This window comes from Rickettsia endosymbiont of Villa modesta, from assembly GCF_964026485.1.
Classification (GTDB): Bacteria; Pseudomonadota; Alphaproteobacteria; order Rickettsiales; family Rickettsiaceae; genus Rickettsia; species Rickettsia asembonensis.
The window spans coordinates 571,141-585,439 of sequence record NZ_OZ032157.1; the positions used below are offsets into that span (position 1 = coordinate 571,141).

Below are 14,299 nucleotides of genomic sequence, written 5' to 3' on the forward strand. Positions count from 1 at the left end.
CAAACTTGAGAGTTTGATCCTGGCTCAGAACGAACGCTATCGGTATGCTTAACACATGCAAGTCGGACGGACTAATTGGGGCTTGCTCCTATTAGTTAGTGGCAGACGGGTGAGTAACACGTGGGAATCTGCCCATCAGTACGGAATAACTTTTAGAAATAAAAGCTAATACCGTATATTCTCTACGGAGGAAAGATTTATCGCTGATGGATGAGCCCGCGTCAGATTAGGTAGTTGGTGAGGTAACGGCTCACCAAGCCGACGATCTGTAGCTGGTCTGAGAGGATGATCAGCCACACTGGGACTGAGACACGGCCCAGACTCCTACGGGAGGCAGCAGTGGGGAATATTGGACAATGGGCGAAAGCCTGATCCAGCAATACCGAGTGAGTGATGAAGGTCTTAGGGTTGTAAAGCTCTTTTAGCAAGGAAGATAATGACGTTACTTGCAGAAAAAGCCCCGGCTAACTCCGTGCCAGCAGCCGCGGTAAGACGGAGGGGGCTAGCGTTGTTCGGAATTACTGGGCGTAAAGAGTGCGTAGGCGGTTTAGTAAGTTGGAAGTGAAAGCCCGGGGCTTAACCTCGGAATTGCTTTCAAAACTACTAATCTAGAGTGTAGTAGGGGATGATGGAATTCCTAGTGTAGAGGTGAAATTCTTAGATATTAGGAGGAACACCGGTGGCGAAGGCGGTCATCTGGGCTACAACTGACGCTGATGCACGAAAGCGTGGGGAGCAAACAGGATTAGATACCCTGGTAGTCCACGCCGTAAACGATGAGTGCTAGATATCGGAGGATTCTCTTTCGGTTTCGCAGCTAACGCATTAAGCACTCCGCCTGGGGAGTACGGTCGCAAGATTAAAACTCAAAGGAATTGACGGGGGCTCGCACAAGCGGTGGAGCATGCGGTTTAATTCGATGTTACGCGAAAAACCTTACCAACCCTTGACATGGTGGTTGCGGATCGCAGAGATGCTTTCCTTCAGCTCGGCTGGACCACACACAGGTGTTGCATGGCTGTCGTCAGCTCGTGTCGTGAGATGTTGGGTTAAGTCCCGCAACGAGCGCAACCCTCATTCTTATTTGCCAGCGGGTAATGCCGGGAACTATAAGAAAACTGCCGGTGATAAGCCGGAGGAAGGTGGGGACGACGTCAAGTCATCATGGCCCTTACGGGTTGGGCTACACGCGTGCTACAATGGTGTTTACAGAGGGAAGCAAGACGGCGACGTGGAGCAAATCCCTAAAAGACATCTCAGTTCGGATTGTTCTCTGCAACTCGAGAGCATGAAGTTGGAATCGCTAGTAATCGCGGATCAGCATGCCGCGGTGAATACGTTCTCGGGCCTTGTACACACTGCCCGTCACGCCATGGGAGTTGGTTTTACCTGAAGGTGGTAAGCTAACGCAAGAGGCAGCCAACCACGGTAAAATTAGCGACTGGGGTGAAGTCGTAACAAGGTAGCCGTAGGGGAACCTGCGGCTGGATTACCTCCTTAAAGACTAAATTAGTATATTGCTTATATTTATATAAGTAATTACTCAGTCCAAATATTTACTGTCACTATCTTTAACTAATTGTTTGCTTTTAAGACTATAATTTTCTTTTCTCAATTTCCTATATCTCTTCTCAAAAACAATACTATCTTTTCTAAAGAAAAAATTAAAGTAATGGGTAACAAAACTTATTTGCTTATGTACTCATTAGACTTATTGCATATATACCTCTAGTAAATGAAAAATTGTCAAAGAAGTCAGCAAGTGTTATTAAGTAAGAATGGATTTATAGAAAATTAACATCAGTAGAAAAAGAAGAATTAAAGCTTTACCATAGAAGCGAAAGGGATAAGAGGATTTGTGATAGAATCAAAGCTGTTCTCACGTATGATGATAGCTATAGTATTGATGAGATATCGAAAGTGTTATTACTGAGTGATGAAGGGATAAGAAAACATTTAATAGATTATCATAATGCTCAGAAGCTTAGGCCTGGAAATGGCGGTAGTGATAGTAACCTTACTAGACAGGAGGAAGCAGAGTTAATAGTTCATCTAGAAAATAATAATTATGTGTATGCTAGAGATATAGGTTTGTTCATAGAACGTCAATATGGAGTAATCTATACATTAGCTGGGGTAATCAAGCTATTACACAGACTTGGTTTTAGTTATCAGAAACCTAAGTTAATTCCTGGAAAAATAGATTTAGCTAAGCAAGAGGAATTTAAGCTGCAATATAGTTTGCTAAAAAATAATTTAGCTAAAGATGAGTCTATTTATTTTATGGATAGTGTTCATCCTCAATACCAAACTCGAGCAAGATTTGGTTGGATTAGAAAGAATGTAGTTAAAACATTACCAAGTTTCAGTGGTTGGAAGCGTAAACATATTATTGGTGCTATTAATCTTAAGGATTTAGAGGTAGTAACAACTGACAATCCTAAGGTTAATGGTGATTATATTATTGAATTTTTAAAGGAATTAGAAGCAAATAATCAAGATAAAAGTAAGATTTATTTGATATGCGATAATGCTGGATATCATAGGTCAAAAAAGGTAAAAGAATATCTACAATACAGTAAAATAGAGTTACTATTTTTGCCAGCATATAGTCCTAATTTGAATCCAATTGAACGACTGTGGAAATTTATGCATTCTGTTGTAAGTAACAATAAATTTTATGCGAATTTTGAGACATTTACTGATTCTATACGAATATTTTTTGAAAATATTGAAAAATATAAAAATAAAATTTCGGTTCTGTCAGATTCTTTGTGTAAGTACGATTTCGCCATTTGTCCAATTTTGTAAATTAGTATCACAAAGGATTGCAAATTGATTTAAAGCCATTGCCCAATTCTTAATAGGCATTGTCCATTTTTTAGAGGCATTTGTCAATGCCAAAAAGATTATTTTCTGCATTGATTTATCATCTGGAAATACTCCCTTATTTTTAATAATTTTACGAATTTGACGGTTAGTGGATTCAATAGCATTAGTAGTGTAAATCGCCTTTCTAATGTCTTCTGGAAAGCTAAAAAATGGAGCTATGCCAGACCAATTTCGTTGCCATATATCAAAAATAACTGGATATTTTTCATCCCATTTTTTGGCAAAGTTTTGTAATTCTCTCAATCCCTCTGCTTCATTTATTGCAGAATAAACTGCCTTTAAATCAGCTGTTACCGATTTTAAATCTTTGTATGATACGTATTTTACAGAATTTCTTACCATATGCACAATACACAACTGTACTATGGTTCTTGGAAAAATGCTATTTATCGCCTCTGGAAAACCTTTAAGACCATCAACACATGCAACATATATTTGTTCAACTCCTCGATTCTTCAGTTCTGTTACTACCTGCATCCAAAATTTAGAACCCTCATTCTTACCTATCCAAATACCTAATAGCTCCTTCTTGCCTCCCATATTAACTCCTATAGCCATATATATTGCTTTATTTATTATTACATGCGTATCTCTTGCTTTAACATGAATACAATCTAAGTACATTATAGGATATATACTTCTTTAACTTGAAAAGTTGGAAAATGAATATTTAGATGAGCGAATAATCAATGTTCTTATGGATAATTAATATCTAATACTACCAATTCTTCAGGTAAAAGAAGTATACACTATCAAGTGCTCTATTCTGCCAGGCAGTAACTTCCTCTAAAATACCATCAGTTACCTTTGATATTAACTCAGATGATACCTTGGTAGCATATAGTTCTTCTAAGTGTCCTTGTATTTCCCTAATGGTCATTCCCCTAGCATATAAGGATATTACTTTATCATCAAATCCTTCAAATTTTCGTACTCCTTTTGGAATGAGTTGAGGTTCAAATTCTCCATCCCGATCCCTTGGCACTTCTACTGTCAATTTACGACCTTCAGGATCTATTAAAGTCTTTTCATAATTGCCATTACGTCTATTCTCTGACTCCTTGGCATTCTTAGAATGCTTCTCATAACCTATATGAGATTCCATTTCTTTCTCTAAAATCTTATTTACTATCTGCTTTTTAAATTCCTGAAATATCCCTTCTTTGCCAAATATCTCAGATGGATCACTTTGTGATAGTATTTCTGATACTACTTTTTCTATAGTCGGATTTGATACTTTGCTCTTATTCTTCATATTAGCCTCATGTAAGTTGTTTTAATTAATTTTATTCTTAACTATTTTTACAACTTACACAAACTTTCTGACACCCTCTATAGAATCAGTAAATGTCTCAAAATTCGCATAAAATTTATTGTTACTTACAACAGAATGCATAAATTTCCACAGTCGTTCAATTGGATTCAAATTAGGACTATATGCTGGCAAAAATAGTAACTCTATTTTACTGTATTGTAGATATTCTTTTACCTTTTTTGACCTATGATATCCAGCATTATCGCATATCAAATAAATCTTACTTTTATCTTGATTATTTGCTTCTAATTTCTTTAAAAATTCAATAATATAATCACCATTAACCTTAGGATTGTCAGTTGTTACTACCTCTAAATCCTTAAGATTAATAGCACCAATAATATGTTTACGCTTCCAACCACTGAAACTTGGTAATGTTTTAACTACATTCTTTCTAATCCAACCAAATCTTGCTCGAGTTTGGTATTGAGGATGAACACTATCCATAAAATAAATAGACTCATCTTTAGCTAAATTATTTTTTAGCAAACTATATTGCAGCTTAAATTCCTCTTGCTTAGCTAAATCTATTTTTCCAGGAATTAACTTAGGTTTCTGATAACTAAAACCAAGTCTGTGTAATAGCTTGATTACCCCAGCTAATGTATAGATTACTCCATATTGACGTTCTATGAACAAACCTATATCTCTAGCATACACATAATTATTATTTTCTAGATGAACTATTAACTCTGCTTCCTCCTGTCTAGTAAGTTTACTATCACTACCGCCATTTCCAGGCTTAAGCTTCTGAGCATTATGATAATCTATTAAATGTTTTCTTATCCCTTCATCACTCAGTAATAACACTTTCGATATCTCATCAATACTATAGCTATCATCATACATGAGAACAGCTTTGATTCTATCACAAATCCTCTTATCCCTTTCGCTTCTATGGTAAAGCTTTAATTCTTCTTTTTCTACTGATGTTAATTTTCTATAAATCCATTCTTACTTAATAACACTTGCTGACTTCTTTGACAATTTTTCATTTACTAGAGGTATATAAGGTTAAAGAAATGCTCAAGGAAAGTTTAAGAATACTAGATTTAGATAAAGAAAACGGCTATTATAACGGCGGTCAAATTATATTCGGCGAAAATCATTTTAACAGTAAAGTTCTAAGTAATTTCGGTGATTTGATTATATTAGAGGATATTATACCGGATGCTGCCAAAGATGCCGAGGAAGTAAAAATTATTACCGGATGTGATAAAATTTTATAAGCTGTTGCAATAAATTTAATAATGCTATAAATTTTAGGGGCGAACCACTAATACCAAAAAAAGATTTTATAAATTTAGTATAATCAATGAAACAAAGTTTTATAAAACTAGTATATGCAGAGCTCAAGAATATAATAAATATGAAAAGCTCCAAACAACGGCAAAAAAAAGAAACGCAATTAATTGATTATTTTAAAATAGTTGAAAGTAATATATTATATACATTTCAAAAAATAAAAAAGGAATATGAAAGAGACTAAACGTTTTTTTAACAAAAATAATAGATTAAATAAAGGTTATGCTAAGACTTTTAGTGTAAACGAGCCTGATAATAATTTTTACCGTAAAAAATTTGAACATATATTACCGCCAATTGATTTAATCAGTGAGTATGAGAGTATTTATCCCGGTACTTTACAGGAATTAATGCATATGGCACAAAAAGAACAAGCTCATAAGCATGCTATAGACCTAAAAAACTTGAAAATACAGGAAAGAGCCGCTAAATTAACACGAATCTGTTTATTAATATTTGGAATTTGTCTTGTAGTTTCAATTTTTTTTAAAACTTTCTAAATAAAATTAAAGATAAAGATAAAATATTTTATTTACTTGTAATTTTAAATAAAATAAGTTAAATGCAATATATATTTATTTACAAACATAATACGGAGAAATTTTATTTCTAAAAATAATTTTCCTAAGGCTAATAGAGAAATCAGAGCTAGAGAAGTTCGTCTAGTAGGCGAAAACGGCGAAATGCACGGCGTCGTAAATATTAGAGAAGCATTAGATATGGCGGAAAGAGCTGGTCTTGACTTAGTCGAGATATCACCGAATGCTGTACCCCCTGTCTGTAAAATTCTAGATTTTGGTAAGTTTAAGTACGAAAGCAAAAAGCGTTTGCATGAAGCACGCAAAAAGCAAAAAATCGTCGTACTTAAAGAAATGAAATTTAAACCTAATATTAGTATAGGTGATTTTGAAACTAAGCTAAGAAAAATAAAAGAATTTTTAAAAGACGGAGATAAAGTAAAAATTTCTTTATGGTTTAAGGGACGAGAGATTCTTCATAAAGAGGTCGGTCAAGAACTATTTAAACGTATAGAATTAGGACTCGAAGGACTCATTAAAATCGATCAGCATGCTAAAATGGAAGGTAAGCAGATGATAATGATAGTTAGCCCTGATATTAAGGTGTGATAGCTGTGATGTCATCCCGTGGCTTGACCACGGGATCTTGTATTACAGGCTGTATCCTGAGATCCCGCGACTTGATCGCGGGATCTCAGCTTTTTAAAACAATAATAAAAAATCAAATCTACATAAGTTATGCCGATTAAAATTTTAATGCCTGCTTTATCTCCAACTATGACGGAAGGAAATCTAGCTAGGTGGTTAAAAAAAGAAGGGGATAAAGTTAATCCCGGGGAAGTAATTGCCGAAATTGAAACCGATAAAGCAACGATGGAAGTAGAAGCAGTAGACGAAGGTATACTTGCCAAAATAGTTATCCCACAAAATAGTCAAAATGTACCTGTTAACTCTTTAATTGCCGTGTTAAGCGAAGAGGGTGAAGAAAAAACGGACATTGATGCGTTTATTGCAAAAAATAATAATGTATCACCGTCACCGAAAACAGATGCTAACCTTCCAAAACCCCACGAGAATATAGCTAAGGTAGAAGAACAGGTAGCAGTTATAAAACATGATGCTAGTAAAATATTCGTCTCACCACTAGCAAAAAGACTTGCAAAAATGGGAAATATTAGACTTGAGAGCGTGAAAGGTAGAGGTCCGCACGGTAGAATAGTCAAACAAGATATCTTATCATATACTCCTAACATTGTTCATAATAAAATAGTTAGTAGAAATCCTGAAGAGTATCGTTTAGTACCAAATAATAATATCCGCAGGATTATAGCTAAGCGTCTGCTTGAATCTAAACAAACAGTACCACATTTTTATTTATCTATAGAATGTAATGTCGATAAATTGTTAGATATAAGAGAAGACATTAATAAATCTTTTTCTGAAGATAAATCAACAAGGATATCGGTTAATGATTTTATTATTTTAGCAGTAGCCAAAGCTTTACAAGAAGTACCAAATGCCAATGCTAGCTGGGGAGAAGATGCAATTAGGTATTACAATAATGTCGATATTTCAGTAGCGGTAGCGATTGAGAACGGGCTTGTTACGCCGATAGTTAAAAATGCCAATCAAAAAAACATTATAGAGCTATCTCGTGAAATGAAAGAATTAATAAAGAAAGCAAAAGATAATAAATTAACCCCTGAAGAATTTCAGGGCGGAGGGTTTACCATTTCTAACCTTGGTATGTACGGTATTAAGAATTTCAATGCTATAATAAATCCACCGCAAAGCTGTATAATGGGCGTTGGAGCTAGTGCAAAACGTGCTATAGTCAAGAATGATCAAGTAATTATAGCAACAATTATGGACGTAACTCTTTCTGCCGATCACCGAGTAGTAGACGGAGCAGTCGGTGCTGAGTTTTTGGCAGCATTTAAGAAGTTTATAGAAAGTCCCGCTTTGATGCTGATATAAATGGTCATTGCGAGCATTGCCCATGTGGATCAATTTCACCTCTGTGTCGTCCCGTGGCTTGACCACGGGATCCATAAAAACAATTTAAAATACTAATATTATAGTATTTTAATCTGGATCTAGCTCACAAGTCGCGGTATGACAATAATAAAAATAAATCAAACATAACATGAGTTTTTCAGATAATTTAGCAAAAATTTTAGATAAATATGAAAATTTAGGTAAAAAACTATCTTCCGGCATTATGGGAGACGAGTTTGTTAAGGCATCTAAAGAATATGCCGAACTTGAAGATGTTGTAGCAAAAATTAAAGAATATAATAAAGCTAAATCTGAGCTTGAAGAAGCAAATAATTTTAAGCTAGAAGTGGGACTTGATAATGCCACTTTAGAAATGATTGAAGACGAAATACACACCCTTGAAAATTCGTTACCAAAACTTGAAAGAGCCGTAAAAATTGCTTTATTACCGAAGGATGATGCGGATAGTAAAAGTGCTATTATTGAAGTTAGAGCAGGAAGCGGCGGAGAAGAAGCCGCACTTTTTGCTGCCGTACTTTTCAATATGTACCAACGATATGCCGAGTTAAAAGGATGGCGTTTTGAGATATTAGCAATTTCCGATACGGGAATAGGCGGTTATAAAGAAGCATCGGCGTCGATAAAAGGCAAAGATGTATTCTCTAAGCTCAAATTTGAGTCAGGCGTTCATAGAGTGCAGAGAGTACCGGAAACGGAATCACAAGGACGTATTCACACTTCGGCAGCAACGGTTGCAGTACTTCCTGAAGCTGAAGAGGTTGATATTAAAATTGAAGATAAAGACTTAAGAATCGATACTTATAGAGCTTCAGGGGCTGGTGGGCAGCATGTTAATACTACCGATTCTGCCGTACGTATCACTCATATCCCTACCGGTATTACCGTAGCCTTGCAAGATGAGAAGTCACAGCATAAAAATAAAGCAAAGGCATTAAAAATTCTACGTGCTAGAATTTATGAGGAAGAACGCCGCCAAAAAGAACAAGAAAGAGCCGACAGTAGACGAGGGCAGGTAGGTTCGGGAGATCGTTCGGAACGGATACGTACTTATAATTTCCCACAGGGAAGAGTATCCGACCATAGAATAAACTTAACACTTTATAAGATAGACGAAGTAGTTAAAAACGGACAATTAGATGAGTTTGTTGAAGCTTTAATTGCAGATGACGAGGCTAAGAAACTTTCAGAGATATAAGTGTATACTCGCTGAATTTGAAAAATTGGCTACGTGGTTTTTTGCTTTTAATCCTCACGTACTAGTATGTACGCTGCGGTTAAAAGCTTCAAAACGCCTTGCTCTTTTCCAAATTGAGCTTCGTATACCAACAAGTATATACGTCATTGTGAGTAGGCATTGTTGCGTGGACCGGTAAAACCCACTGTGTCACCCCGTGGCTTGACCACGGGGTCCATAAAAATAATAAACAAATACTAATAATTTTGGTATTTTAACTGGATCCCGTGGTCAAGCCACGGGATGACAGAGGTGAAGTTGGTCCACGCAACAATGCCACGCGGGAATGACATAGGAGTCACTAAATGAAACCACAAGCATCTATAAACGGTAAAATCTGGCAGCAGAAACTGATTAACGAAGATATAGTCACCGAGTTATGTCGTAGTTTCAAAATTAGTGATTTACTGGCTAGGATAGTGTCATTAAGAGTAAATAATCTAGAGGAAGTAGAAAATTTTTTGATACCGAAAATCAAAAATTTACTACCTAATCCTTTTCATCTACTCGATATGGAAAAGGCTGTAGATAGAACAGTTAAAGCTATTTTAAATAACCAAAAAATATGTATCTTTGCCGATTATGATGTGGACGGTGCTACTTCAGCCGCTTTACTTAAAAATATTTTTAGAGATTTAAATATAATATGTGATATTTATGTTCCCGATCGTATAGCTGAAGGATACGGCCCCACTCCTTTTGCTATGCAAAAAATTAAAGATAACGGCACAGAATTATTAATTACGGTTGATTGCGGTGCTATGGCACATGAAGCCCTAAAATACGCAAAAGACGTTAACCTTGATGTTATAGTAATCGATCATCATATAGCTACGGAAATATTACCTGATGCAGTAGCTATAGTAAATCCAAATCGTATTGATGAAAAAAGCGAATGTAAACATTTGGCAGCCGTAGGAGTTGCTTTCTTATTTGCAACTGCAATATTATCGAATTTAAAGAAGCAACATTATTTCACGCAAACAATGCTTCAGCCTAATCTAATGAGATATCTAGATTTAGTGGCTCTTGGTACTGTTTGTGATATGATGAAATTAACAGGCTTAAATCGTGCATTTGTCGCAAGCGGATTGAAAGTAATGCAACAAAGGCAAAATATAGGGATTAAAACATTATATGATATGGCAGGGCTTAATGAAATACCGAAATGCTATCATTTAGGGTTTATTCTAGGTCCACGTATCAATGCAGGCGGTAGAGTAGGAAAGTCAAGTTTAGGGGCTAATCTCCTATCTACTAGTTGTTCTAATGAAGCAAGTAAATTAGCTGAAGAACTTGAAAAACATAATAATGAGCGTAAAGTAATTGAGTTATTAATGATAGAAGAGGCAACAGAAATTGCTTTAACTCAACAAGATAGTAGTTTATTATTTATCGTAAAAGAAGGATGGCATCCAGGTGTTATAGGAATCGTTGCCGGCAGATTAAAAGAAAAATTTGATAAGCCGGTAGCGGTTGTGGCTTTAAATGACGGGATTGGTAAAGCTTCATGCCGTTCTATTTTAGGTATTGATTTCGGTGCTGAGATTATCAATGCTAAAAGCAAAGATTTGCTAATAGCAGGCGGAGGTCATGCTATGGCGGCAGGTTTTACCGTAACTGCTGAAAAATTACAAGAATTGCAGAATTTTTTTAATAATGCTTTTAGAATTAGTATAAATAAACTAGAAAATTATAAGCATGCGGAATATGATATTGATTTAACGGTTAATAGTGTTAATTTTCCTTTAATGGAGGAATTAAACACTTTAGAGCCTTTCGGTCAAGGAAATCATGAGCCTATATTTAAATTCGATGATTTATTTGTATTAAAAGCAGATATCGTTGGAAGTAAGCATATTAAATGTATGCTTGTTCCAAATAAGCGAGGCTTTGGTAATAAAGCCTTAGCTGCTATTGCTTTTAATTCGGTAGGAACTTCATTTGAAGATGTTTTATTAAGCCCTAAAGCAAAAAATATTGCCGCAATAGGAACGTTAAAAACCAATAATTGGCAAGATAATTATACTATTCAATTAATTATAAAAGATATAGTGCTTAGAGAGTAGATAACGTTGCCCGCATGGATACCTGAACCGTCATTGCGAGGAGCCGTAGGCGACGCGGCAATCTAGAAAAAATAATAAAAAAATTCTGTAAATCAGAATTTTTTTTCTTCCATGCTTTGTCAATTGCTATGCAATTTCCTCGCAATGACGGGAAAACTGATCCACACGGGCAATACCAGCTCGCAATGACGATTTGGGTTGACAATGTGCTATTACGTTGTTAGTATGCTTTTACATACATAAGCAGCTCTTATAATCTAACAAGATAAATAATTCTTCAAACCGCAAGAATAAATAAAATTTTCTAAAAAACTAATTTGTTTCCTAATTTTAAATAAGTATATTACTTACCTTTAAACTTAATTGCTAACTCAACTTTTCAATTATAATCTATTAATAATAAAATAATGAACACAACCAATAAAGAATCTACAGAAGAACTTAACAATGCCGAATCCAATAACAATCATAATAATTTTGCAGAAAACGGTAATATTATTAATTTAAAACAATTAAAACGTAAATTACCGGAGGAACTACAAGCTCAAGCAGAAGAATTAAAAATCGAAAATATTAATTCATTACTTAAACAAGAATTAGTTTTTGCAATTTTGAAAAAATCTGTAGAGCAGGGAGGTTTAATAGTGGGAGAAGGGGTACTTGAAGTACTACCTGACGGATTTGGTTTTTTACGTTCGCCAGAAGTAAACTATTTAGCAGGTCCTGATGATATTTATATTTCTCCTAGTCAAATTCGTCGTTTTGGTCTGCGTACCGGTGATACGGTAGAAGGTCAGATCAGAGCTCCAAAAGCCGGAGAACGTTATTTTGCTTTACTGAAAGTCAATAGAGTAAATTTTGAAGACCCTTCTAAAGCTTATCATCGTGTTCATTTTGATAATTTAACTCCCTTATATCCTGATGAAAAATTAGGATTAGAACTTGAAAATAATAGTAAAGATAGTAAGGATTTTAGTACACGGGTTATTGAACTTGTTGCCCCTATGGGTAAAGGACAACGTGCATTAATAGTAGCACCGCCTCGTACAGGTAAAACCGTATTATTACAAAATATAGCACATGCAATTACAACTAATAATCCGGAAGTATTTTTAATAGTACTGTTAATAGACGAAAGACCTGAAGAAGTAACCGATATGCAACGTTCCGTGCGTGGAGAGGTTGTTAGCTCTACTTTCGATGAACCGGCAAGCAGGCACGTGCAGCTTGCAGAAATGGTTATTGAAAAAGCAAAGCGTTTAGTAGAACATAAAAAAGACGTGGTAATTTTAGTAGATGCGATAACACGACTCGCTCGTGCTTATAATACCGTAGTGCCGTCATCAGGGAAAGTATTAACGGGCGGTGTTGATGCTAATGCACTACAAAGACCGAAAAGATTTTTCGGAGCAGCAAGAAATATCGAAAACGGCGGTTCGCTTACTATAATCGGTACAGCTTTAATTGAAACCGGTTCTCGTATGGATGAAGTAATTTTTGAAGAATTTAAAGGTACAGGTAATTCCGAGATAGTTCTAGACCGTAAGATTGCCGATAAGCGTATTTATCCGGCTATTGATATAACTAGATCAGGAACTAGAAAAGAAGATTTATTAGTAGATAAAATAATATTAAATAAAATGTGGGTTCTTCGTCGTATTATCGATCCGATGGGTAGCAGTGAGGCAATAGAATTTTTACTCAAAAAACTTGAACATACTAAAACCAACGGTGAGTTTTTTGAGATGATGAAGAGTCCTGAACGCCCTAAAAACGGTTTATAGTCGTATCGTCATTGTGAGCGGGCATTGTTGTATGGACCGGTAAAGTCACTGTGTCACCCCGTGGCTTGACCACGGGGTCCATAAAAACAATAAAAAATACTAAATTAGTATTTTTAACTGGATCCCGTGGTCAAGCCACGGGATGACAGAGGTAAAATTGATCCACGCGGGCAATGCCTGCTCGCAGTGATAGGGTTTATCTTCCCCACAATGACGTTGATTATACTAATTAAAAACATAAAAAATCATGAGTATAACACCTGATTATTTAATTGAAAGAAGACAAATAAAATCTCGTTTGTTAATTTGGAAACTAGCAGCTATTATTTTAATTGCTATCGTATTCTTACTAGTCGGTAAAGATTTTGCTCCAAAAGAGGTTTTACCTATTAATAGTAATGAAGACTATATAGCTTCCGTATTAATAGATGAAATAATCCTTGAAGACGAAAAGCGTGACAAAAAGCTCAAAAAAATAATCGATGATTCTCATATTAAAGCGTTAATAGTTAACGTAAATTCTCCCGGCGGTACGGTAGTCGGCTCTGAAAAAATTTATAATATCTTACGCAAAATATCCGAAAAAAAGCCGGTAGTAATCGTTATGGGAACAATGGCTGCAAGCGGCGGTTATTTAATTTCTCTCGGAGGTGATTATATTATTAGCCATAACGGAACTATTACGGGTTCAATCGGTGTAATACTACAAACAGCCGAGGTAACAGAGCTTGCTCAAAAATTGGGGATTAAGTTTAATAATTTCAAATCGGGTGAATTAAAAGCTGTCCCAAATCCTACCGAAAAACTGACGGAAGCAGTGAGGGTAGCCATTATGGAAAATATAGAAGATACTTATAATTTTTTCCTTGAACTTGTTTCAGAGAGGCGTAATCTTCCTATAGAAGAAGTAAAAAAGCTTGCAGACGGACGAGTATATTCAGGTCGTCAGGCTTTAAAGTTAAAGCTTGTGGATGCTATAGGCTCGGAAGATACTGCATTAAAATGGTTACAGGAAGTTAAGAAAATTAATGCTAATCTACTAGTTAAAGATTATCAATTAAAACCAAAACCAAAATTAATGGACATAATTCTTGAAGATTTTGATAGTATAGCACCTAGTTTTTTTAAAAATAGTTTTAACGGAATCAAAGCGATTTTTTAAT

At 35.4% G+C, this 14,299-nt stretch carries 11 protein-coding genes, 1 rRNA gene and 4 pseudogenes; 13 read left to right on the forward strand and 3 right to left on the reverse strand.

Features of this window, described 5'->3' with window-relative positions; translation table 11 throughout:
- The first annotated feature begins 1 nt into the window (after position 1).
- Both AC5584_RS03235 and AC5584_RS03240 read left to right on the forward strand, forming a co-directional pair.
- Positions 2-1,500: ribosomal RNA gene (locus AC5584_RS03235) — 16S ribosomal RNA — on the forward strand.
- Positions 1,501-1,866: 366 nt separating this feature from the next.
- Entirely contained in the window at positions 1,867-2,811 is a 945-nt protein-coding gene (locus AC5584_RS03240) for an IS630 family transposase (RefSeq protein WP_499216934.1), read from the forward strand.
- Here the strand turns inward: AC5584_RS03240 and AC5584_RS03245 are convergent.
- The 3 genes and pseudogenes from AC5584_RS03245 to AC5584_RS03255 form a co-directional block, all read right to left on the reverse strand.
- Positions 2,764-3,531, reverse strand: a pseudogene (locus AC5584_RS03245) (IS256 family transposase); the annotation flags it as partial. The gene AC5584_RS03240 and the pseudogene AC5584_RS03245 sit on opposite strands and share 48 nt — an antisense overlap.
- A 103-nt stretch (positions 3,532-3,634) precedes the next feature.
- Positions 3,635-4,147: pseudogene (locus AC5584_RS03250) on the reverse strand (transposase); the annotation flags it as partial.
- Positions 4,148-4,201: 54 nt separating this feature from the next.
- Positions 4,202-5,155, reverse strand: coding sequence for an IS630 family transposase (locus AC5584_RS03255; protein ID WP_499216935.1), 954 nt, complete (start codon positions 5,153-5,155; stop codon positions 4,202-4,204).
- A gap of 194 nt (positions 5,156-5,349) precedes the next feature.
- Here AC5584_RS03255 and AC5584_RS03260 point away from each other — a divergent pair.
- The 11 genes and pseudogenes from AC5584_RS03260 (at position 5,350) to sppA (ending at position 14,298) form a co-directional block, all read left to right on the forward strand.
- Positions 5,350-5,519: pseudogene (locus AC5584_RS03260) on the forward strand (phage BR0599 family protein).
- Positions 5,520-5,682: 163 nt separating this feature from the next.
- Positions 5,683-6,012 (forward strand): DUF2335 domain-containing protein, encoded by a 330-nt coding sequence (locus AC5584_RS03265; RefSeq protein ID WP_499216817.1) that lies wholly within the window; start codon positions 5,683-5,685, stop codon positions 6,010-6,012.
- 141 nt (positions 6,013-6,153) lie between these two features.
- Positions 6,154-6,639, forward strand: coding sequence for a translation initiation factor IF-3 (gene infC, locus AC5584_RS03270; protein WP_458575379.1), 486 nt, complete (start codon positions 6,154-6,156; stop codon positions 6,637-6,639).
- An 8-nt stretch (positions 6,640-6,647) separates the two neighbouring features.
- Positions 6,648-6,779 (forward strand): hypothetical protein, encoded by a 132-nt coding sequence (locus tag AC5584_RS03275; protein WP_499216818.1) that lies wholly within the window; start codon positions 6,648-6,650, stop codon positions 6,777-6,779.
- A complete protein-coding gene (locus tag AC5584_RS03280) occupies positions 6,769-8,007 on the forward strand; it encodes a pyruvate dehydrogenase complex dihydrolipoamide acetyltransferase (RefSeq protein WP_499216819.1) in 1,239 nt (412 codons plus the stop codon). The genes AC5584_RS03275 and AC5584_RS03280 overlap by 11 nt, the downstream gene beginning before the upstream one ends.
- 169 nt (positions 8,008-8,176) lie before the next feature.
- Positions 8,177-9,244 carry a peptide chain release factor 1 gene (prfA, locus tag AC5584_RS03285; RefSeq protein ID WP_499216820.1) on the forward strand — a complete coding sequence of 356 codons (1,068 nt, stop codon included), beginning with the start codon at positions 8,177-8,179 and terminating at the stop codon, positions 9,242-9,244.
- A 156-nt stretch (positions 9,245-9,400) separates the two neighbouring features.
- A pseudogene (locus AC5584_RS03290) lies at positions 9,401-9,565 on the forward strand (tRNA lysidine(34) synthetase TilS); the annotation flags it as partial.
- Between the two features lie 23 nt (positions 9,566-9,588).
- The gene (recJ, locus tag AC5584_RS03295; RefSeq protein WP_499216821.1) at positions 9,589-11,352 is read left to right on the forward strand and encodes a single-stranded-DNA-specific exonuclease RecJ; all 1,764 of its coding nucleotides are present in this window, start codon (positions 9,589-9,591) and stop codon (positions 11,350-11,352) included.
- A 407-nt stretch (positions 11,353-11,759) separates the two neighbouring features.
- Entirely contained in the window at positions 11,760-13,136 is a 1,377-nt protein-coding gene (rho, locus tag AC5584_RS03300; RefSeq protein ID WP_410527243.1) for a transcription termination factor Rho, read from the forward strand.
- 50 nt (positions 13,137-13,186) lie between these two features.
- A complete protein-coding gene (locus AC5584_RS03305; protein ID WP_499217109.1) occupies positions 13,187-13,282 on the forward strand; it encodes a palindromic element RPE4 domain-containing protein in 96 nt (31 codons plus the stop codon).
- A 101-nt stretch (positions 13,283-13,383) separates the two neighbouring features.
- On the forward strand, positions 13,384-14,298 hold the full coding sequence (gene sppA / locus AC5584_RS03310) for a signal peptide peptidase SppA (RefSeq protein WP_410527244.1): 915 nt from the start codon (positions 13,384-13,386) through the stop codon (positions 14,296-14,298).
- The last annotated feature ends 1 nt before the right edge of the window (position 14,299 follow it).

Bases quoted from the DNA above. Each gene is read 5' to 3' on its own strand.
- AC5584_RS03265 (WP_499216817.1), top strand. From the start codon at position 5,683: ATGAAAGAGACTAAACGTTTTTTTAACAAAAATAATAGATTAAATAAA.
- AC5584_RS03275 (WP_499216818.1), top strand. From the start codon at position 6,648: ATGTCATCCCGTGGCTTGACCACGGGATCTTGTATTACAGGCTGTATC.
- AC5584_RS03280 (WP_499216819.1), top strand. From the start codon at position 6,769: ATGCCGATTAAAATTTTAATGCCTGCTTTATCTCCAACTATGACGGAA.
- prfA (WP_499216820.1), top strand. From the start codon at position 8,177: ATGAGTTTTTCAGATAATTTAGCAAAAATTTTAGATAAATATGAAAAT.
- recJ (WP_499216821.1), top strand. From the start codon at position 9,589: ATGAAACCACAAGCATCTATAAACGGTAAAATCTGGCAGCAGAAACTG.
- rho (WP_410527243.1), top strand. From the start codon at position 11,760: ATGAACACAACCAATAAAGAATCTACAGAAGAACTTAACAATGCCGAA.
- sppA (WP_410527244.1), top strand. From the start codon at position 13,384: ATGAGTATAACACCTGATTATTTAATTGAAAGAAGACAAATAAAATCT.